Genomic DNA, 20,779 nt, shown 5'->3' on the forward strand with positions numbered 1-20,779 from the left:
CGGTCACCGGAACCGTTGATCGATCTCTTCCACCGCGGCTGCCGCGATCTCGGCGGCGGCCGCGCGTGGCCGTGGCGCGTCGACGATCCGGCCGACCAGCCGGCGCGTGGTCGTGCGGATCTTCGCGAACGCCGACTCCGCGGTGGGCTCGATGTCGCCGAACAACGTCCACCACCACCAGGAGTTCGTCGCGGAGTTGGCGACGACGTCCGGGATGACCAGCGCGTCGAGGAGGTCCTCTGCCTCGGCGGTGACCGGCATGTTCGCGGCCTCGACGACCAGCTTGGCGCGCACGGACTTCGCGTTGTCCCGGTGGATCGCGTAGCTCGTGGCGGCGGGGACGAGCACGTCCGCCTCGACGTCGAGCCACTCGTCGCGTCCTCGCTGGACGTCGGTGTCGCGCAGGCGGGACCGGTCGATGCCGCCGTGCGGATCACGGGACAGCAGAAGGGTTTCCACGTCGAGACCGGCGGGGTTGGCGACCACGCCGTGGACGTCGGCGAGCCCGACGACCGGGACACCGGCCTTCGCGAGGTACCGGGCCGTGGCGCCGCCCATCGAGCCGAAGCCCTGCACGAAAGCCGTGGGGTTGCTCAGCCCGAGCCGTTCGATGCCTTCGAGAGCAGCCTGCGCGACGCCGTAGCCGCCGACGAGCTCGTCCAGGCCGACGCCGTCGACCGTGACGGCGAAAGCGTCTGAAAGCCGTTGGCGGGCCTTGTGTTCATCGTCCAGCAGGGGGTACACGGCCTGGATGGACGACTCCAGCCCGATCTTCGCGATGGCCGTGTCGATGGTGGACTGCCGCAGCCCCAGGTCCTCCCCCATCGTCCAGAACCGCTCGATGTACGGGGACATCGCGTAGAGGTAGGCCGTGAGCACGTCGAACGCTCTCGGGTCGTACGGGTCGAAGTCGATGCCGCCCTTGGCGCCGCCGAGCGGGACGTAACGCGCCTCGGGGTCGTAGTTGAGGGCTTCCTTGGCCGTCATGCCCTCCGCGAGCCCGCGCACCTCGTCGAGCGTGCAGCCCGCGCGCATCCGCAGCCCCCCGCTGCTGACCCCGCGCACCAGCCGGTCGATGACCAGGTAGCCGCGTGCGCCCGTGGCCGGGTCGGTCCAGGTGACCTGGAGGAAGCTCATCGGCACATCTTGGCGCAGCCGTGCGTCACTTCGACATCTGCACGAGGAACTCGGCGTTGCTCTGGGTCTTGCGCAGGCCTTCGAGCAGCACGTCGACCTCGCGGTCGGTCATGGCCCTGCGCACCGCGTTCGTGATGGCGAGCTCCTGTTCGGAGACCAGCAGCTCCGCCTTGCGCGTGCTGGACTGCTGCAGGTCGATCGCCGGGTAGATCCGCTTCTGGGCGGCCTTGCGGTCGAGCTTGAGCTCGGCGTTGCCGGTGCTCTTGAGCTCCTCGAAGATCACCGTGTCGGCCAGCGACCCGGTCTCCACGAGCGCGGTGGCGAAGATCGTGAGACTGCCGCCGTCCTCGATGTTGCGCGCGGCCCCCAGGAACCGCTTGGGCGGGTTGACCGCACCGACGTCGATGCCACCGCTGAGGATCCGGCCGCCGCTGGGCGCGGCGAGGTTGTAGGCGCGGCCGAGCCTGGTCACCGAGTCGAGCAGCACCACCACGTCCTGCCCGTCCTCGACGAGCCGCTTGGCCCGTTCGATCGCCAGCTCGGCGACCTGGATGTGGTCCTTGGGGTGCTCGTCGAACGTGGAGGCGAAGATCTCGCCGGGAACGTTCTTGCGCAGGTCGGTGACCTCCTCCGGCCGCTCGCCGACGAGCGCGACGATGAGGTGGCACTCCGGGTTGTTCTTGGCGACGGCCTGCGCGATCCGCTGCAGCACCATCGTCTTGCCGGCCTTGGGCGGCGCCACGATCAACGCCCGCTGCCCCTTGCCGACCGGCATGACCAGGTCGATCGCCCGGCTGGTGAGCTCGCCGGGGTCGTGCTCGAGCCGGAGCCGTTCGTTGGGGTAGAGCGGTGTCAGGTCCTCGAACCTGGGCCTGCGGTGCGGTTTGCGCCCGTTGACCGTGTCGACGGTCGTGAGCCTGTTCTCGTGCGCCTCCCCCGTGACCTGGTCGCCCCTGCGCAGGTCGTGCTGCTTCACGAGCTGCTGCGGCACGACGGGACCGTCGACGAGGAAAGCCTTGTTGTTGCGTACGTCGAGTACACCGATGTGCATCGAACTGTCCTTTCGGGAGGATTGCTGAAGGTGCGCCTGTCCTACTCCGCGCACAGGGTGTGTGCCGGAGTGGGAGCGCTGCAGATGCCGGGCATCTGATGTGGGTCCGCCAGCGTCAGAAGCTGGGGTTCGGGCCGCGGACTTCGAAAGGTCCAGCAGCGGTTCGGAACTTACGTGCGCTCGATGGCGCACCGCCGATATGAACGAACTGTAGCAGACAACGCCGGTGCCGCGCTGGTTATTCCGCGCACCTCTGCCACGAGAGCCGGAGCGTCGTGGTCACGCTGGAGTCCGTCGAGTCCAGGGTCATGAGGCTCGTGGCACTCCCCTTGCCGGTCACCTTGAGCTCGGTCTCGACGGTGAGCGGCTTGCGGTCCTTGCACGGCCCGTGCTGCGGTTCGTCGGGCACGTCCGTGACCTGCCAGTTGTCGCTCATCGGCCCCTGGTAGGTCGTCGTGCTGTGCCGCGTCGGATACCCCGGGAAGCGGTAGCTGTTGCGCTGCGTCCCCCGCGCCCCGTCCGTGAGCTGCGCGAACCCGCGATGATCCGTCTGCGCGATCCCGTAGGTGTACCCCTGCGCGTGGCGGAGCTCCACCTCGATCGTGCAGCTCTTCTTCGCCTCGGTCCCCTTGGCCCGCACCGCGAAGTCGCTGTAGGTCACCGTGAACGCCTGGCCGTCCCCCGACATCGCCACGACAGCGGTCCCCTGCCTGCACCCCGTGCCGCTGACGCTGACCAGCTCGATCGTCACCGCCCCCGGCGGAGGCACCAACGACGCCGCAACGAGCGCTGCCACCACCACACCGGACATGCCGGCCTCCCTCACGTCGCCGCTGCGGGGAAACCTATCCGGCCGGGTGGCCGTGCGGCAGAATCAGCAAGGCAATCGCAAGGTGCGCAACAACTCCCGCGCCTCCTCCCGGCACACCTCACTCCACCGCGCCAGCTTCTGCGCCGCCCGCCTCCGCACGTGCGCGGGCACCCGCTCGTCGAACGCGATCTCCCGCGCCACCACGGCGGCCCGCTCCTTCATGTCGCGCCGCAACTCGAACATCGCGATGGCCGCCCACAACCGCACCACCGGTCCCAGCTCCTGATTCGCAGCCATGGCGTTAAGGCCGTCCGCTCCTTCCCAGGCTCGGATGGCACCAATGCGGTACAGCACCTGGGTCCGCTGCAAGGGCTTCGCCAACGGCAGCAGTTCGCGCAGCAGTTCCAGCATGTCGTCCCGTTTCGTGGGCCACCTCTTGCCGATGGCATCCGCTACGTCTGCCCGCACGCTTGGAGGAAGCCTTCCGTCGTGCGCCATTGCACTCACCAGCGGCAATGCCTCGGCGCGGCCACGGGCGCCTAGTTCGCTGAGGTTGTTCGCCGACCACAGACGCAACCTGGGCCGCACCGTCACGTCCGCGGCAATCGATGCGAGCACGTTCGCGCACGTCACACGGTCGTCGATCGACCGGTAGAACAGCAATTCCGCCGCCGATCTCCGGAAGTGCGGCGGCAATGCCGAATCGTCACGGATCGCTCGCAACTCATCGAAACCACCGACGTGTCTGAGCTCGCGCACACGATCTCGCCACGAAGACCCGAAATCGTGGAGCAGGAAGTCCCGTACCGAGGGCTTGTGCGCGAGGTCGCCGATGACCAGCGCGGCGGCACGCCGCTCTCGCATCGGCCGACTTTCGTCCACCACCGCTCGGCGCAAGCGATCGTGCACCTCTTGCCATTCCCCGAGCTTTGCTGCCTTCTTCAACGCCGCAAGGGAACCGTCGGCAAGGAGGACTGCAGACACCTCAACAGCCTGCGCAAATGAGCACTCAGCGAGCGCCATCAGGGCGTCGCGACGATCGCCGTCGCCGTACTCGGGTGCGTCGAGCACCTCCCGCACCGCCGCTTCCACCTCGGCGCGCAGCCGGAGGTCGCCCCAACTGTCGGCCTTCGGCAACCGGTGCCTGACGGCGATCGACTGATCGGCCAGCAACTGCCGCTCGACCACGGCCCGCTCGGTCGTGGACAGGTAGTCGACCAGCGACGCGGCAGCTTCGTCGCTCCGTTCCGGGTGGTGCACCAGAGCGGTGATCAGGTTGCCGAGTCCGTGGGCCTCTTGCGGGATCAGCCGCGCGAGCGCTTTGGCCGCATCGACACGCTCCTCGACCAGCAGGTGCCGGCTCTCCGCGAACCGCCACACCGTCTCCGTCGCCTGGTCCAGGAACGTGTTGTCCAGATGGGCCAACTCGGCCACGGCGGAGCAACGATCGGCGATCGGTTGGTCGGGATCGTCGAGCGCCGAGGTCAAATAGTCAACCGAGCAGCGATCACCCCTCATCGCTCGGAGCCAGTGCGCGTACCGCCGGAAGTCGAAGCTGGAGTACTGGTCTTCCGAACAGGCACGCAATGACTCGGGGTCAACGAGGAACGCGGCTTCCGCAGACGCGTTGCGCCCCGAGTCAGGTGATGTCACGACCTCACGCAAGCGAGCATGCACGTCCACGCCCAGTTGAGCGAGGTGTCCGACCAGCCGCATCCATGTGGGGAAGAACAGCACGCGGGACGCGGCGAGAACAACGTCCGTGGCAGCGTCGAGCCACCTGGGGTCTTCCCTCGCCACCATCACCGCGGCCTCGGCCCGCACGTCCAGGTCGGCCGACTCGTCGACAGCCAGCTCGTGCACGACCGGTAGCGGCACCTGATGACCGAGAACATCGATCGCCTTGATCACGCACCAGCGGTCCTGCGGGCCCAGTCCTTGGCGCGTCAGCAGCTCACCGAGCACCACGGCGAGATCAGTCCGGATTCCACGCCCGGTCGGGGTGAAGTATTGCGCCAGCAGGAGGGGGTTCTTGACGAGGCCGCTGCGCAGAAGATCGATTACACCGGCCAACGCCGCCCGATGGAAGGCCTTGCCCAACATGACAAGTCGCTGTGCGGCGGTCAGCCGAGTGGCCAGACTGCGCTGCCCGTCCATGAGCAGGGCGGTGAGCAGATCCGCCGCTACGCGGCGGTCAGCGGCGCGAGCGGAGACGAACACCGGGCCCAGCATCATCGAGGTCCCGTGATCACGCGCAAGGGCAAGGTGCTCCCTCAATGCCCGCTCAGCCATTGCGGGCCCGAGCCGGTGCAGCTGCGCCCAAGCGACCGCACGAACGTCTGGGTCGCGCTCGCTGGACGCGATCACCATCAGTTGCTCGACGGCGATGACGTGGAACTGGGGCGCACACCTGATCAACTCGCTCGCGACGTCACACCGGACGTCGGGGACCAGGCTGAGGTCGGTCAGCGCAGCGCGTAGCAGCGCTATCGCCCTACTTCGGTGCGGCTCGACCAGATCGGCCATGCCACGTAGTGCGGAGATGTACTCGAAACGCGTCTTCTGGCAATGTCGGAGAACCCGGTCGAAGCAGGTGGCCGCCTCGTCGTGGAACGCCGGGCCGAGCTCCGCCAGTGCGGTGGCCATCAGCACCACGTCCAACCACGAGGTGCTGGGCTCCGCGAGCAGATGACGTACACGGTCGATCGCAAGATCACGATGGCCGAGCTGGACAAGCGGTGTCACGTACACCTCTCGACTGACGGACACCACGTCGAATGCATTGAGCCGCGCGACCAGCATGTCCCCTGCTGCCGCACGCATCCGCTGGCCGAGCAGCGCCAGCATGCCTGTCGCGCGGACCTGCTGCCCGCCGGTGCGCCGGCGGTCGCACGCGACTTCCGTGATCGCCTCTGCGGCCAGCTCCTGCTGGCCAAGCGCCGCAAGCCCAAGCACCGCCTCGCGTCTGCCGTTCATGCTGAGGACCCGGTCGCGCACGATGGTCAGGAAGATGCCGGCGCAACGCGTGTGAAACTCCGCATCGATCTCGACGAGTGCGGTTGCCGCGTCCGCCAGGTCCTGATCCGGAGTATCCACATCGGACACGATTCGTTCCAGCTCGTTGACCGCGAAAGCACGCGCTCCCCCACCAAAAGCAGCCAGTACGACCGCCGCGGTGCGGCAGTCACGGCCACTGGCAAAGGGATCAACCAGCACCGAACGCAGGCCGCGCTCAGCCACCTCCCGTTGTTCCGGTTCGCCGTGCGCCAAGGCTTCCGCCGCGAACAACCGATGCTGTACGGCAGCGGACTGGTCGTCGACTGCCGATCTGAGCAACGCAAGAGCTTCGGTCATATGTCCGTCTCGCAACCGTACGACCAACGCGGTCGCCGCTTCAGCGCGGGACTCGAACGGCGCCATGTCGTCCTGCACCAGCTCGGCGAGCCAGTCGGACAGACCAGGCTGGTGCGTGGCCCGGCTGGCCTGGCGGACGATCGACCTGGCCGGGTACTCGGTGGTCATCGCCCATCCCCTGACCACGGCCAGGAACTCATTGACCAGCTGGGGGCTCGCGGGCAGGTGCTGGGCGAGCAGACGTGCGGCGAGGAGGTGTTGCTCGGCCTTGCCGTCGTGCAACCACCGCAACACCCTGTCGGCCTCGGCCGGGTGCAGGCGGGTGTGGTGCAGCAGCACGGCCCGCGCGAAGCGACCGGTTTCCAACGGTTGTGCCTGGTGGAGAAGGTCGGCGAACGCGGGGTGCCGGGAATCGAACTCCCGGGGAAGTTCGCGGGCCTTCGCGGTGGCGGCGACGTGCTCGGCGAAGCTGTGGTGCAGGAAGGCGAGTTCCCGGCCCCGCTGCACGAACAGCCCGCAGGCCTTGAGGTGTGCGATCAAGCTGTCGGCCGGTCCAGCCTCGGGGTGCTGCTGTGCCCAGGTGGTGACCGCCGCGACCAGGGACGTGTCGGTCTCCAGGCGGGTACGGCCAAGGTGTTCGACCAACGGAACGCGGTGGCGTTCGAAGTCGGCGGGCGTCGAGCCGGGTTTCCTGATGTGCGCGAGGTAGGTCTCGTAGAGCTCGAACTGGTTACCCGGCAACGGGTCCTGCGCGTGTTGCTCGAACACGATGGCGGCAATGGTGGCGAGCAGCGGCACCTCGACCAGCTCGAAGAGGTGGGCCTCGCGGACCTGCTGGAGAAATCGGCGCGCGCAGTCCTCGCCTTCCTCCTCAAACCAGTGGGTCGCGAAGAGCCGCAGCGCGTCCTCGTCGAACGGCTGCAGCTCGTAGCGGGACGCGACCCGTTGGAGCGCCGCGAGAGCACCACCCTCGGTCGGCCGGGTGGTGAGCAGGACGCGGTAGGTGGACTTCTTGGCCCACGCGGAGAGCGTGTGGACGATCTTGGCGCGGGTGTGCGGGTCGGCGACCTCGTCGAGGGCGTCGACGAGCAACAACCACCGGCAGCCGGCGACGCGGCCGGCGAGCAGGCCTGGATCGAGGGGCCCGGCGAGGAGGTGGCCGTACTCGGCGGCCGCGCTGTCGGCGAGGGCCTGGGAGAACGATGGGCCGAGGTGCTCGGCCAGCACGCGGGCGGGGACGCGCAGTGGCACGACGGGTTCGGCGAGGGGCGCGTCGTCAGAGGACGCGCTGGCCCACTGGCGGACGATGTCGGCGGTGAGGCGGAGCGTGAGGGTCGACTTGCCCTGGCCGGGCCCGCCGGTGATGACGAGGTGGTCGTCCGTGTCGAGTGCGGCGCGCATCGGCTTGGACGGCGGCCGCACCGCGACCCGCACCACCGGCGCCGGGGGCATGTCGACCAGCTGCCCGTGCTCGTCCAGCATCGGCCCTGGCCGTTGTTCCGGCTGGGCGTCCTCGACGCCGCTGCCCAGGTCCTGACGCACGTAGACGGTGCCGAGCGACGGTGTGCGGGCACCGGGGAGCTGGTACGGCAGCAGGCCCGCGCACTCCTCCTGCGCCCACAGCAGGTCCTGCACCACCGCGGGCAGCTCGGTGGTGGAGGCCCAGTCGGCCGGCGACGCGCAGGGCGGGGCGGGCGGCGGCGGGGCGGTCAGGTAGACGTCGCCGTGGAGGTCGCCGACCTGGAGTACGCGGCCGTGGACGTCGCCGGTGGTGAAGTGGAGATCCTCGTGCGCCACCGCCGGATGGTCCCACGTTCTGCCCGGCCATTTCGTGCCAAAAAGTGGACGTTCCGGCGTGGCCGTGCCTATGCGACGCGCTGCCCGCTCGCGTCGTTCGTCGTCTCGGGTGCGGGGATGATCAACGCGTCCACGGCGAGCACGCCGTCGGGGCCGACGCGGACCGGGTTGAGCTCGATTTCCGCGAGGTCGTGGCGGGTGGTGATGAGGCACGAGAGCGCGGCGACGACCTGGGCCAGGGCGGTGAGGTCGAGCGGCTGCGCGCCACGCCGGCCCTTCAGCAACGGCGCGACCTTCAGGCGGTCCAGCATGGCTTCGGCGGTGGCCGGGGTCACCGGCGCGAGTTCAACCGCGGTGTCCTGGTACAGCTCCGCGTGGACGCCGCCGACACCGACGAGGATGACCGGGCCGAAGGAGTGATCGCGCTTGGCGCCGACGATCAGCTCGACGGTGTGCTCGCGCGTGTCCATCTCTTCGAGGACGTACGTGCCGGGGCCGAGGCGCGCCTCCATCGCCTCAAAGGCGGCGGCGGGGTCGGTGAGGTTGATCTGCACGCCGCCGTGCTCGCTCTTGTGGAGCAGCCAGTCGGCCTTGAGGGCGAACGGGCCGTTCAGCGTGGTGGCCCTGGCTTCTTCGGCTGAGGTGACCGGATGTGCCTCGGGGAAACGCACGAAGTCCAGCAGCTCGCGGGCGGCCAGGTAACCGGGGCGGAACGGCACCCCCGGCGTGCTTGGCGTGCTTGCGCAGGGGTCCCCTTCGAGGGGGTCCCCTGCTTTCATTCTTTCAGACAGCACCGACAATTCCGGACCGCCGAACGCCGCGACAAGCCCCGGCGACAGCGAGCCGAACCGAGCAGCGTCACCGAGCGCACCCACCACACGCTCGATCGTGTGCTGCACGGCCACCCCACCGGCCCGCAACGCCCGCACCGCAGCGGAGTCGACGCACATGCTGTGAGCAACCACCGGAACGCCGGTTTCCCTTGCCAGCGAGCAAATCCGGTCAGCGACCGCAACCTCGACCGGCTCCAGCGAAGGCGTGTCCGCACCGTAGCTGCCGAAGTACCCGGACAACACGACCGAGTCGACATCACCTCCGCGCACGAGCACCTCGACAGCGCGGGCGTAGTTCGCCAGGTCCTGCTCCCCCGCCCCGGCCAGGTCGACCGGGTTGCGGGTCGACGCACCCTCCGGCAAGCCGGCCACGGCGGACAGCGCGGGCACCGTCAACCCGGCGGCCACCGCGAGGTCCGCCGCGATGGCGCCCTGCCCGCCGGAGTCCGCGAGGATCCCGACCCGGCGTCCGCGTGGCACCCCGTGCGTCACCACGGCGGCCAAGTCCACCAGAGCTGCCGGTGTGGCCACCCGGAGGGCTCCGGTGCGTCGACACGCGGCGTCCACGACGTCCAAAGTGGATGTCAAGGCACCGGTGTGGGAGAAAGCGGCTTCCCGCGACGCGGTGGAACCGCCGACTGTCAGCAGCACCACGGGTTTCCCGGCCGAGCGCAGCTCCGACAGCGCCGTGAGGATGCCCGGCCCGAAGCTCTCCAGGTACACGCCGACCACGGTGGTCATCTCGTGCGAGACCAGCTCCAGCAACGCTTCCGCCGCCGTCACGTCCACCTGGTTGCCGACCGACACGAACCGCGACACCCCGAGGCCCGCCGCGCCGGCCAGTCCAGCGATCTCCAGCCCCACCTGCCCGCTCTGCGACACGACACCGAGCGAACCGGGCTGGAAGCGACCCCACGCCAGGTGCAACGACGTCGCCGCGTCGTACACGCCCAGGCAGTTCGGGCCGAGCAGCCGTGCGCCCGCCGCACGGATGCGTGCGATCACACGGTCCTCGATCGTGGACGGGATGCCCACGAAGCCACGCGTGCCCAACGCCAGCGCCTCGTCCACGACGGCCGCGACGTGCACCGCGGGTACGGCGAGCACCACGAGTTCCGGCGCCTCGGGCAGTTCCGACAGCGTGCGCACGGTCGGTTGCGACAGCACGGCGCCGCCGCCGCGGTTCACCAGGTGCACGGCGCGGCGGCCGCGTCCGGCCAGAGCGCCGCGGGCCAGCCAGTGGCCCCACTTGGCCGGGTCGTCGCTGGCGCCCACCACGGCCACGGACACGGGATCGGAGAAGATCACCGCGCACCGAGTCCCCGGGAGATCACCAGGCGCTGGATGTCCGAGGTGCCTTCCTCGATCTCCTCCAGCTTGGCGTCGCGCATCCAGCGCTCGACGGGGTACTCGCGCGAGTAGCCGTAGCCGCCCAGCGTCTGCACGGCCGCGTGCGTGCACCACATCGCGTTCTCGGAACCGACCAGCTTGGCCATCGCGGACTCCTGGGCCACCGCCTCACCCGCGTCGTACAGGGCGGCGGCGCGCAGCGTCAGCAGGTGTGCCGCGTCGACGCGGGTGGCCATGTCCGCGAGCCGGAACGCCACGGCCTGGTGGCGCGCGATGGGCACGCCGAACTGCACGCGTTCTGCGGCGTAAGCGGAAGCGAAGTCCAGCGCCGCGCGCGCCAGGCCGGTGCACGCCGCGCCGATCAGGATCCGTGAGGCGTCGAACGTGCGCATCAGCCCGGAGAACGCCCGCCCCTCCTCGCCGAGCCGGTTCTCCACGGGCACGCGCACGTCGTCGAGGAACACCTCGGCGTTCACGATCGCCCGCTGCCCCATCTTCCGGAACGGCGGCCCCACGCTCAGGCCGGGGGTGTCCCGCGGCACGACGAACGCCGTGACGCCGCGCGACCGCAGCGACGGGTCGACCGTCGCGAAGATCACGAACATCGCGGCGTAGGGGGCGTTCGAGATCCAGGTCTTCTGTCCGTTGAGGACGTACGAGTCGCCGTCGCGCCGCGCGGAGGTCCGGATGCTCGCCGCGTCGGAGCCGGAGCCGGGCTCGGTGACCGCGACGGCCGTGAGCGGCGGCAGGTCGGTTCCGAGTGGACCGAGGAAGCGTTCCTGCTGTTCAGGGCTACCGAGCTGCTCGATCGGCGCGCTGAAGAAGCCGTTGGAGGTGATCAGGTTGCCGATGCCGATGTCGCCGTGGCAGAGCTCCTGCTGGACCAGTGCCTGGGTGGTCAGGTCGGTGACCCCGCCGCCGCCGAGCTTCTCCGGGATCATGAACGTCGTCAGCCCGAGCTCCGACGCCTTCTCCCACACGTCGAGCGGCGACTCGATGTCCGCCTCGTCCACGGCACGGGCGCGCGGCCGGATCACCTCCGCGGCGAAGTCCGCGGCCAGTTCGACGAACTGCGCCTGTTCGGCCGTGCGTCGCAGGCCGTCCCGGACGGTCCGCCCCATCTCCCACCCCTCATTGACTGACGAGTCAGTTATCTGCGGTCCACGGGCAGCCTAGCCGCGTGAAGACGCTGGTGAGGGGTACCGAACGGGTGAGTAATCAGGGCATTCGTGGGGGTCTCGATCACCTGCTTGGAGCAGGCAGGCACACACATACGAGTACTCCGCCGCGCGGCGTTCGACGACGACATCGAGTCGGCCGGGGCGGAGCACCCGCGCGCGACGAAGCCGGCACCGGGAACGGTTCGTCCACGCGCGTCCCGGCCGCCTGCCGGCGTGTCAGGAGCGGAACGCCGCCCGCACGATCTCCAGCGCTTCCTCCCGCGACAACCCGAGCTCCGCCGACATCGACGCGTAGGCGTGCGCCGCCGACCGCACGCGCTCGCGGTTGCTGTCGCCGTTGGCGCTGACCACGGTGCCCGCCCGGCCTCGTGTCTCGACAAGACCGGCTTCCTCCAGCTCGCGGTAGGCGCGAGCGACCGTGTTCACCGCAAGGCCCAAGTCTTTCGCGAGCGCGCGCACCGTGGGCAGTTTGGCGCCGACCGGCAGTTCGCGGTTTGCGATGGCGTGTGCGTAGTGCACACGCACCTGCTCGTACGGGGGCGTCTCCCCGTGGTGGTCGATCTTCACTGCGCCGTCCTCCCCGCTTGTAGCTACCTCTGTGTTGACCAACGGTCGAGGACGGCAGAGGTTGCGGGTTTATTCGGCGCGACACGAGATTGGCTGGTGTTCTACTCCGCGGGTTTCGGCGCCACCACCGTGCCGCGGGCACGCGTTACGACGATCGGCTCAGCCAGCACGTCCGCCGCCGAGGGCCCGCGTTCGGGCGCGGAACGGCACACCACGCGGGCCTCGAACTCGATCTCACGCGACCGCTTTCCGATGCGCACCAACGTCGCCACGGCCTCGACCACGTCACCGGCCTGGATCGGTGCCGCGAACTCGACGGAGCTGTAGCCCGCGAACAGGCCCTCGTCGGAGTCCGTGTGGATCAGCAGCTCGGTCGCGACGTCGCCGAACATGCCGAGGCCATAGGCCCCGTCGACGAGGTTGCCGCCGTAGTGGGCGTGCGAGTGCGGCACGTAGCGCCGGTGCGTGACAGAGAAACCTTCGACCAAAGCCCCGCTCACGCGGCGACCCCCTTCTTCTCCTGCATCGCGTGCACCAGGTAGCTCGCGACCTCACCGGGGGTGGTACCCCGGCTGAACACCCGGTCCACTCCCAGTTCCCCTGCCATCAGCGGGTCGAACCGCGGGCCGCCGGCGACCAGCAGCGGTCGCCGGTCCCCCATCGCCTCGCGGAACGCCGCCGACATCTCCTGCGTGTTCAGGATGTGCGCGTCGCGCTGCGTCACGACCTGCGACACCAGCACGGCGTCGGCCTTCTCCGAACGCGCCCGCCGGACGAGCTCCGGTACCGACACCTGCGCACCGAGGTTCACGACCTTCAGCTCGCGGTAGTACTCCAGGCCCTTCTCGCCGGCGAAGCCCTTGATGTTGAGGATCGCGTCGATGCCGACCGTGTGCGCGTCCGTGCCGATGCAGCCGCCGACGACGACCAGCTTGCGCCGCAGCATCTTCTTCACCGTGGTGTTGACCTCGGTGGGGCTGAGCAACGGGTACTCGCGCTCCACGACCTTCACCTCGTCGAGGTCCACGAGGTGCTTGACCGAGCCGTAGACGACGAAGAACGTGAAGTCGGCGCCGATGGGGTGCGAGTGGACCACCATCGCGGGGTCCATGCCCATCCTGTTCGCGAGCTGCTGCGCGGCGCCGTCGGCCTTGGGACCGAACGGGATCGGCAGCGTGAACGACGTCTGGACCATGCCGTCACCGGTGGTGTCGCCGTAGGGCCGCACGTACCTCTTGGCGTCAGACATCCGTGGCCTCCAGCAGGTCCGAAGCCGGGTTGAAGTAGGTCTCGGCCTTCTCGACCACGCCGTCCGCGCCCTTGCCCCGGTCGGCGGGCCGCTTCATCAGGCCGAACGTGCCGTCGGCGATCGCGTTGAGCAGGCCGTCGTCGACGATGCGCTCCAGCAGGTCCACCGCCTCGCCGAGCACCTGGTGGGCGCGCTTGACGATCAACCCGTCCGGCGCGGGCCGGAAGTCCTCCGCGAGGCTGCCGGCCGCGTTGAGCACGTACCGGACGTTCTGCAGCGCGAGGTCGCGGTCGGACAGGAACGGCGTCACGACCGCCTCGGTCATCATGCCGACGAGCAGGATGGACTGTCCGGTCAGGACACCGGCGAGGTTGAAGAACCCGTCCAGCAGGTAGCCGTTGAACACGTCGCCGGTCATGTGCTTGGTCGGCGGCATCCACTTCAGCGGCGCGTCCGGGAACAGCTCGCGGGCCAGCAGCGCGTGCGCCAGCTCCAGCCGGAACGAGTCCGGCACCTTCGGGTTGATCTCGAACGCGTGGCCGAGACCCAGCAGGTGGTCGGGCAGTCCCGCCTCGTGGGCGAAGTGCTCGTTGAGCAGCTGGGAGACCGTGACGGTGTGCGCGGCCTCGACGGCGTCCGCGGTCGTGAGGTAGTTGTCCTCGCCGGTGTTGATGATGATGCCGGCGCGTGCGTGGACCTGGCGGGAGAACCGCTGGTCGACGAACGTGCGGATCGGGTTGATGTCGCGGAACAGGATGCCGTACATCGAGTCGTTCAACATCATGTCGAGCCGCTGCAACCCGGCCAGCACGGCGATCTCCGGCATGCACAGGCCGGACGCGTAGTTGGTCAGCCGCACGTACCGGCCGACCTCCTTCGACACGTCGTCGAGCGCCGCCCGCATGATCCGGAAGTTTTCCTGCGTGGCGTAGGTGCCCGCGAACCCGTGGTGCGTGGCGCCTTCTGGCACGTAGTCCAGCAGCGACTGCCCGGTCGAGCGGATCACCGCGATGACGTCGGCACCGGCGCGGGCGGCGTTCTGCGCCTGGACCACGTCCTCGTCGATGTCGCCGGTCGCGACGATCAGGTAGATCCACGGGCGTTGCGCCGGATCGCCCCACTTCTGCACCAGCTTGTCCCGCTGGGCCCGGTTCCGGTCGACCGTCTTCAGCCCCTTGGCGACCGCGGAGGTGGCCGCCTTCTTCGCCGCGGTCAGGTCCCTGCCGGTGGGGATCGTGAACTGGACCTGGCCCGCGGCCGAGGCCTCGGCCAGCTCGGTGAGGCTCGCGAGGTTGTGCTGCTTCAGGGCGTGGAACGCCGGGAGCACCACGCCGTGCTCCAGGCCGCACTGCTCGCGGACCGTGTCGATGACGCGGTTGACCCACGGCACGTCACCGGCGCGGTGGGTGGAGTCCGCGCCGGTGATGCCGGCCAGCCGCAGCGTGGCGCGCTCGACCGCGACCGTGGTGTGCGCCTTCGCGATGGACACCACGGGTTCGGCCGCCCGCGCGGCAAGCTCCCGCGCGGTGGCGACGACCCTCGGGTCGAGGTCGAGCAACGCCATCAAGTCACTTCCCTTCTGGTTCGTAGTTGTCCTTGAAGAGCTGCTCCAACCGGTGCACGAGAACCTGGCGAGAGTCAGCGTCGTGGGTGCGCAGGAAGTCCACGTCCTGGACGGCGCGGAGCAGGGCGTCGTCGAAGTAGGAAGCCCGGGCTGGCTGGCTTGACGTCCTGCGGCCCAGTTGGCTCGACAAGTCATGGCTGATCTGCCGAACGGTGACCAGCACTTCGTCGAGGACCTCCCGGTCGCCACGCGCACTCACACGTTCGTCGGTTTCATGTTGTTCCCGAAAACGCGCAAGCTCGTCAGAAAACGCTGACCACTCGCGAGCAAAGACGTGTGCCAGCGCCTGGTCGGGCAACGGGTCGGGCAGGGCCTTGTTCAGAGCCTCCAGGAGCTGCTTGACCTCGGCCCTGTCCGCAGCATCGACGGCTTGGAACTGGCTGAGCGGGCCGACCACGTCACTCTTGGTCAGATCGAGCAGCAACGGGATGACCCGTGAGTCTCCGACGCCCTTCGAGATCGCTCCCGCTTCGAAGTTGATCCACTGAGAGGTCTGGTTGGCCGCGGTGAGCACAACGATGCCGAACGACGTGCCCTCGAGTTCCTTGCCCAGCTCGGGCATGCTGCGGCTGCCCTTGGTGACGTCGCTGTCCGACATCCACGGCTTCACCGACTGGATGACGAGTGGCAGCCACTCGCGCAAGAAGGTGGCAAACGCCTTCGTGGCAGGCCCAGACCACGAGATGAAGACCTTCATCAGGCCTCCCGCTGGTAGATCGTCCGGCCGTTCAGCACGGTCCGCACGCACACCGGGGCGGGCCCGGTGAGGTCGGGCAGGCCGGGCACGCCCGAGCGCGGGTCGGTGGACCAGCGCTGGACGCGGGAGTCGGAGCCCGCCACGACGAGGTCGCCGGTCTCCCACACCGCGTAGGTCGCGGGGGCGCCGGGTTGCAGGGTGCCGGTCACTCCGTCGTCCACGCCCGCCGCACGCCAGCCGCCGCGTGTGTGGGCGGTGAAAGCGGCGCGGGGGGACACGCCGAAGCCCTCGGTGTGGTGGTGCACGGCGGCTTTGACCGCTGCCCACGGGTCGATGGCGGTGACCGGGGTGTCCGAGCCGAACGCCAGCACGACACCGGCCGAGGCGAGGCGTGCGAAGGGGTTGAGCCCCACTCCGCGCTCGGCGCCGAGCCGCTGGACGTACATCCCGGCCGGGCCGCCCCACTCGGCGTCGAAGAGCGGCTGGACCGAGGCGATGACGCCCCACCCGGCCAGCTGCCGGGCCTGTTCGGCCGAGACCATCTCGACGTGTTCCAGGCGGTGGCGGGCCGAGGCCAGCGCCGGGGTGCCGAGGGTCTTCTCGGCGATGGCGAAGCCCTCGACCACGGCCGCCATGCCGGCGTCGCCGATGACGTGGAAGCCCGCCTGCACGCCCAGCGAGGTGCACTTGATGAGGTGGTCGGCGATCTGCTGGCCGTCGAGGTACAGCGCGCCGGTCGTGTCCGCGTCGGCGTAGGGCTCGGCCAGCGCGGCGGTGCGCGAGCCGATCGCGCCGTCGACGAAGTGGTCGCCGGCCAGGCCCTGCACGGGCACGTCCGGCAGGTCGTGGGCACCCCAGTAGGCGACCACCTGCGGGCCTTCGCCCAACGCCAGCAGCTCGCGCAGGTCGTCCTCACCGGAGATGTCCGGGCCGGCGCACTCGTGGACCGCCGCGATGCCCATGGACGCCGCGTGGTGCAGGAACGCGAGTTGTGCCGCACGGCGCTGTTCGGGCGTGATGGCGTCGCGTGGGATGCGCCGGACGTGATGGTGTGCGGCGCGCGCGAGGGGGCCCTCGTCGGAGTAGCCGTCGGCTTCGCGCGTCTCGGCCGTGACGAGGTTCGACGACACGAGGGCCGAGTGCACGTCGATGCGTGACAGGTAGACCCTCTTGTCGCCTGCCGCCTCGTCGATCTCCGCACGCGTCGGCGGGCGGTTCTCCGGCCAACGCGTCTCATCCCACCCATGGCCCCACACGAGCGGGCCCTCGGCGTCGCGGACCTGGTCCAGCAACGCCTCCAGCGACGGTGTGCGGGTCAGGTCGACGCCGGTCAGCAGCAGACCGGCGCTCGTGGCGTGCACGTGGGCGTCGACGAACGCGGGTGCGACGAAGGCGCCGTCCAGCTCGATGACCTCGGCGTCGGGGTGCAGGGCGCGGCCGACCGAGTCCTGTCCGATCCAGACGATCACGCCGTCCGTGACGGCCATCGCCGTCGCATCCGGTGCGTAGATGCGACCGCCGACCAAAAGTTGCGTACTCACGTCACGCAGTCTGCCTCTGCTCGAACAGCGCCCGCACACCCGGCCAGGTCCTGACGAGGTCCAGTGCGAACGCGGCGTGACCTGGCACATAGCCGTTGCCGACCAGCATCTCCACGTCCGCGGCCAGACCCTCGGCACCCAGCGCGGCGGCGCTGAACGAGGTCGCCATCGAGAAGAAGATCACGGTGCCGCCGTCCGCGGTCGCGAGGATCGCGCCGTGCTCGCAGCCCGGCACGTCCACGCAGACGACCGTGACGTCGACCTGCTTGCCCACCGCCTCGGCGACGGCGACGGGGTTGCGCGCGTCCGCGATGACGACCTCGTCCGCGAGGCCCGATTGCAGAACCTGTGCCGCCTCACGTTCCGTCGGCACCAATGCGACCAGACGGGACGCACCGGCCTGACGCGCGGCCGCGAGAGAGAGCGACCCGGACTTGCCGCCGCCCCCGAGCACCAGCACCGACCCGCCCGGATGCCGGCGCACGACCCGGTCGGTCAGCGCCGGCGCACCGCACACGTCGAGCACGGACAGGGCCAGCTCGGCGGGCATGTCGTCGGGCAGCACGGCCGCGATGGACCGCCCGAACAGCACGGCGGTCCCCCGGCACGGCACCTGCTCGTCCTCGCCGCTCCAGTCCTGCAGCCCGTCGGTGATCCGCAACGGCGTCAGCGTGAGGCTGACCAGCGTCGCGATCCGGTCACCGGCCTTGAGCCCGAGCGGCGAGGACGGCCCGACCTCCAGGACCGTCCCCAGCAGCATGCCGCCCGAGCCCGTGACCGGGTTCTGCATCTTGCCGCGCTCCGCGACGATGTCGAGCACCGCCTGCCGGACCGCGTCCGGTGACCCGTGCGCCTCCCTGAGCTGCCGGAACGACGCCGCGTCCAGGTTGAGCCGCTCGACCGCGACGACCACCTCGTCGTCGGCGGGCACGGGTGCCGCGTCCAGGCGCCACGCCTGCTGCGGGAGCACACCCGCAGGTTCGAGGACACGGTGCAGTCCGTACGCGCTCACCCTGAAAATCCTTCGGTCGACGACGCTGTCTCGGCAATATCTTCACGTGAAGCGCCAAGATCCCGCAAGCATCACTCGGGATTCACACGGAACCAGCGGCAGTCGTAGGGCGCCAGGTCGACCCTCGCACCGGTCTTCGCGGGCTTCACCGTGCCGCCCGTCGCGAGGTCCGTGAGCACTCCGTCGGCCGGGATTCGCACGGTGATGTCCTGCTCGGCGAAGTTGTGCACGGCGATCACCGTGCCGCCGTCGCAGTCCGCGCGGTGGGCGAACACGGTCGGGTCGCCGACGTCGAGCACCTCCGCGGTGCCCCACGCGAACTCCGGGGCCTCGCGGTAGAGCTCGACCAGACGGCGCATCCACGACAGCAGCGAGTCGGGGTCGTGGCGCTGCTCGGCCGCCGCCTCCCAGTCCATCGGCACGCGCACCGCGAGCCGGCCTTCGAGCGACAGGTCCTCCTCCAGGCCGATCTCCTCGCCGTAGAAGAGCACCGGCGTGCCCGGCAGCGTGAACAGCAGGCTGTAGACCATCCGGATGCGGCGCTGGTCGCCGTCGAGCATGCCAGGCAGCCGGCGGCGCAGACCGCGGCCGTAGAGCTGCATGTCCGGATCGGGCCCGAAAGCGTCGAAGACCTCCTGGCGTTCGTCGACCGGCAGCTTGTCCAGCGTCAGCTCGTCGTGGTTGCGGACGAACGTCGCCCAGTGCCCGTCACGCGGCGGCAGCGGGCGTTCCTGCAGCGCCTTCGTCAACGGGCCGCTCGTCTGCCGTGCCAGCGCCAGGTACATCGCCTGCATGCCGACGAAGTCGAAGCACATGGTCAGCTCGTCGCCGACGCCTTGGCCGTAGAAGGCCATCGTGTCCTTGTACGGCAGGTTCACCTCGCCGAGCAGCACGGCCTCACCGTTGCGGCGGTTGAGGAACGCCCGCAGGTCGGTGAGGTAGTCGTGCGGGTCGGGCAGCTCGATCGCGTCGGACCGCTCCTGGCGCTCCAACAGGAACGGGACGGCGTCGACGCGGAAGCCGCTCAGGCCCAGCTCCATCCAGAAGCCCATGATCCGCGCGATCTCGTCGCGCACGGCGGGGTTGGCCACGTTCAGGTCGGGCTGGTGCTTGTAGAAGCGGTGCAGGTAGTACTTGCCGACCTCCTCGGAGTACTCCCAGAGCGAGTTCTCCTTGTCGGGGAACGTGATCCCCTTCGGACCGTCCTCGGGCGGCTCGTCGGCCCAGACGTACCAGTCGCGCTTGTCGGGGTCGTGGAACCACGGGTGCTGGTCGGAGGTGTGGTTCACGACGAGGTCCGCGATGACCCGCATGCCGCGGTCGCGTGCGGCGCGCACGAACTCCACGAAGTCGCCGAGCGTGCCCAGCCGCGGGTCGACGTTGTAGAAGTCGGTGATGTCGTAGCCGTCGTCGAGCTCGGGCGTCGGGTAGAACGGCATCAGCCACAGGCACGTGACACCGAGTGCGTGCAGGTGGTCGATGCGCTCGGTGGCGCCGCGGAAACCGTTGTCGGAGAACGTTTCCACGTCCAGGCAGTAGAGAACGGCGTTCTTCCACCACACGTCGGAGCTGCGGATCACGCGGTCACCTCCGGCAGCACGTGCTCGCCGAACGCGTCGACGAACGGGGTCAGGTCCTGGCCGACGTGGTGCAGGTAGATCTCCTCGAACCCGAGCGAGGCGTAGTCGTTCAGGCGTTCGGCGTGCCACTTCAGGTCGTCGGAGACGTTGACCACGGCCTCGACCTGCTCGGCCGTGACGTGCTCGGCGACCACGTCGAAGTGCTCGGCCAGTTCCAGGTCCCAGCACACCGGTGGCCGGAACACGTTGGTGCGCCACTGTTCGAGCGCGATCCGCCGCGCGGCCTCCTGGGTCTGCGCCCAGCTCAGGTGCACCTGCAGGTGCAGCTTGCCGCGGCCACCGGCGTCCCGGTAGGCGTCCGCGACCTCGCGCAGCCGGTCGAGCGGGGCGTTGACGGTGATCAGCCCGTCGGCCCAGGACGCGCACCAGCGCGCGGTCTCCGGGCTCACGGCGGCGCCGATCAGCAGCGGGGCCTCGCGCGGCAGGGTCCACAGCCGTGCGCGGTCGACGCGGACCAGACCGTCGTGGTTGACCTCCTCGCCGGCGAGCAGCGCGCGGATCACCTCGACGCACTCCTCCAGCCGCCGCGTCCGGACGTCCTTGCGCGGCCAGCCGTCGCCGGTGATGTGCTCGTTGCTCGCCTCACCGGTGCCCAGAGCGGCCCAGAACCGGCCGGGGTACATGGCGGCGAGCGTGCCGATCGCCTGCGCGGTGATCGCCGGGTGGTAGCGCTGGCCGGGGGCCGTGACCACGCCGAACGGCAGCGCGGTCGCCTGCAGCGCGGCGCCGAGCCACGACCACGCGAACCCGGACTGGCCCTGCCGTTCGCTCCACGGCGAGAAGTGGTCGGAACACATCGCGGCGGTGAAGCCCGCTTCCTCCGCCCTGCGCACGGCGGCGAGCAACTCGGTCGGGTGTATCTGCTCATGGGACGCATGGATGCCGTAAACGGTCATGCGACATCGGTACCCAGGACGAAGATCCAGGCAACCTCC

General features: G+C 69.7%; 14 protein-coding genes and 1 pseudogene. All 15 read right to left on the reverse strand.

All coding sequences use genetic code 11. The annotated features are described in order from the left end of the window. Positions 1 to 3: 3 nt before the first annotated feature. The 15 genes and pseudogenes from ADL03_RS27265 to ADL03_RS27335 all read right to left on the reverse strand — a co-directional run bounded on the left by ADL03_RS27265 (position 4) and on the right by ADL03_RS27335 (position 20,740). On the reverse strand, positions 4 to 1,137 hold the full coding sequence (locus ADL03_RS27265; RefSeq protein WP_053736409.1) for a Glu/Leu/Phe/Val dehydrogenase dimerization domain-containing protein: 1,134 nt from the start codon (positions 1,135 to 1,137) through the stop codon (positions 4 to 6). A gap of 25 nt (positions 1,138 to 1,162) precedes the next feature. Further along, positions 1,163 to 2,179: pseudogene (gene rho / locus ADL03_RS27270) on the reverse strand (transcription termination factor Rho); the annotation flags it as partial. Positions 2,180 to 2,426: 247 nt separating this feature from the next. Continuing rightward, positions 2,427 to 2,999, reverse strand: a complete 573-nt coding sequence (locus ADL03_RS27275) for a DUF4360 domain-containing protein (protein WP_053736411.1) — start codon at positions 2,997 to 2,999, stop codon at positions 2,427 to 2,429. 63 nt (positions 3,000 to 3,062) lie between these two features. Further along, complete coding sequence (locus ADL03_RS27280) at positions 3,063 to 8,150, reverse strand: NACHT domain-containing NTPase (protein ID WP_053736412.1); 5,088 nt, start codon at positions 8,148 to 8,150, stop codon at positions 3,063 to 3,065. Between the two features lie 68 nt (positions 8,151 to 8,218). Beyond that, on the reverse strand, positions 8,219 to 10,291 hold the full coding sequence (locus ADL03_RS27285; protein ID WP_231642294.1) for an acetate--CoA ligase family protein: 2,073 nt from the start codon (positions 10,289 to 10,291) through the stop codon (positions 8,219 to 8,221). Then, entirely contained in the window at positions 10,288 to 11,454 is a 1,167-nt protein-coding gene (locus ADL03_RS27290; RefSeq protein ID WP_053736413.1) for an acyl-CoA dehydrogenase family protein, read from the reverse strand. The genes ADL03_RS27285 and ADL03_RS27290 overlap by 4 nt, the downstream gene beginning before the upstream one ends. A 276-nt stretch (positions 11,455 to 11,730) precedes the next feature. Beyond that, entirely contained in the window at positions 11,731 to 12,081 is a 351-nt protein-coding gene (locus ADL03_RS27295; RefSeq protein ID WP_053736414.1) for a GntR family transcriptional regulator, read from the reverse strand. A 101-nt stretch (positions 12,082 to 12,182) separates the two neighbouring features. Then, the gene (locus ADL03_RS27300) at positions 12,183 to 12,581 is read right to left on the reverse strand and encodes a hotdog fold domain-containing protein (RefSeq protein ID WP_053736415.1); all 399 of its coding nucleotides are present in this window, start codon (positions 12,579 to 12,581) and stop codon (positions 12,183 to 12,185) included. Beyond that, a complete protein-coding gene (locus tag ADL03_RS27305; RefSeq protein ID WP_053736416.1) occupies positions 12,578 to 13,330 on the reverse strand; it encodes an OAM dimerization domain-containing protein in 753 nt (250 codons plus the stop codon). The genes ADL03_RS27300 and ADL03_RS27305 overlap by 4 nt, the downstream gene beginning before the upstream one ends. Further along, positions 13,323 to 14,894: a lysine 5,6-aminomutase subunit alpha gene (locus ADL03_RS27310; protein ID WP_053736458.1), complete on the reverse strand. Its 1,572-nt coding sequence runs from the start codon at positions 14,892 to 14,894 to the stop codon at positions 13,323 to 13,325. Before ADL03_RS27310 ends, ADL03_RS27305 begins: the two co-directional genes overlap by 8 nt. Before the next feature lie 4 nt (positions 14,895 to 14,898). Then, positions 14,899 to 15,651 carry a toll/interleukin-1 receptor domain-containing protein gene (locus tag ADL03_RS27315; protein WP_053736417.1) on the reverse strand — a complete coding sequence of 251 codons (753 nt, stop codon included), beginning with the start codon at positions 15,649 to 15,651 and terminating at the stop codon, positions 14,899 to 14,901. Continuing rightward, positions 15,651 to 17,192, reverse strand: a complete 1,542-nt coding sequence (locus ADL03_RS27320) for an amidohydrolase (protein WP_231642296.1) — start codon at positions 17,190 to 17,192, stop codon at positions 15,651 to 15,653. The genes ADL03_RS27315 and ADL03_RS27320 overlap by 1 nt, the downstream gene beginning before the upstream one ends. A 1-nt stretch (position 17,193) precedes the next feature. Next, positions 17,194 to 18,204 (reverse strand): hypothetical protein, encoded by a 1,011-nt coding sequence (locus ADL03_RS27325; RefSeq protein ID WP_063798724.1) that lies wholly within the window; start codon positions 18,202 to 18,204, stop codon positions 17,194 to 17,196. 71 nt (positions 18,205 to 18,275) lie between these two features. Continuing rightward, the gene (locus ADL03_RS27330; RefSeq protein WP_197288691.1) at positions 18,276 to 19,784 is read right to left on the reverse strand and encodes an alpha-amylase family protein; all 1,509 of its coding nucleotides are present in this window, start codon (positions 19,782 to 19,784) and stop codon (positions 18,276 to 18,278) included. Beyond that, positions 19,781 to 20,740 carry a TIGR03885 family FMN-dependent LLM class oxidoreductase gene (locus ADL03_RS27335; RefSeq protein ID WP_053736419.1) on the reverse strand — a complete coding sequence of 320 codons (960 nt, stop codon included), beginning with the start codon at positions 20,738 to 20,740 and terminating at the stop codon, positions 19,781 to 19,783. Before ADL03_RS27335 ends, ADL03_RS27330 begins: the two co-directional genes overlap by 4 nt. Positions 20,741 to 20,779 lie beyond the last annotated feature (39 nt).

Origin of the sequence: Nocardia sp. NRRL S-836, from assembly GCF_001279525.1 — a bacterium.
GTDB lineage: Bacteria > Actinomycetota > Actinomycetes > Mycobacteriales > Pseudonocardiaceae > Lentzea.

Bases quoted from the DNA above. Each gene is read 5' to 3' on its own strand.
- ADL03_RS27310 (WP_053736458.1), bottom strand. From the start codon at position 14,894: ATGGCGTTGCTCGACCTCGACCCGAGGGTCGTCGCCACCGCGCGGGAG.
- ADL03_RS27305 (WP_053736416.1), bottom strand. From the start codon at position 13,330: ATGTCTGACGCCAAGAGGTACGTGCGGCCCTACGGCGACACCACCGGT.
- ADL03_RS27275 (WP_053736411.1), bottom strand. From the start codon at position 2,999: ATGTCCGGTGTGGTGGTGGCAGCGCTCGTTGCGGCGTCGTTGGTGCCT.
- ADL03_RS27315 (WP_053736417.1), bottom strand. From the start codon at position 15,651: ATGAAGGTCTTCATCTCGTGGTCTGGGCCTGCCACGAAGGCGTTTGCC.
- ADL03_RS27335 (WP_053736419.1), bottom strand. From the start codon at position 20,740: ATGACCGTTTACGGCATCCATGCGTCCCATGAGCAGATACACCCGACC.
- ADL03_RS27265 (WP_053736409.1), bottom strand. From the start codon at position 1,137: ATGAGCTTCCTCCAGGTCACCTGGACCGACCCGGCCACGGGCGCACGC.
- ADL03_RS27290 (WP_053736413.1), bottom strand. From the start codon at position 11,454: ATGGGGCGGACCGTCCGGGACGGCCTGCGACGCACGGCCGAACAGGCG.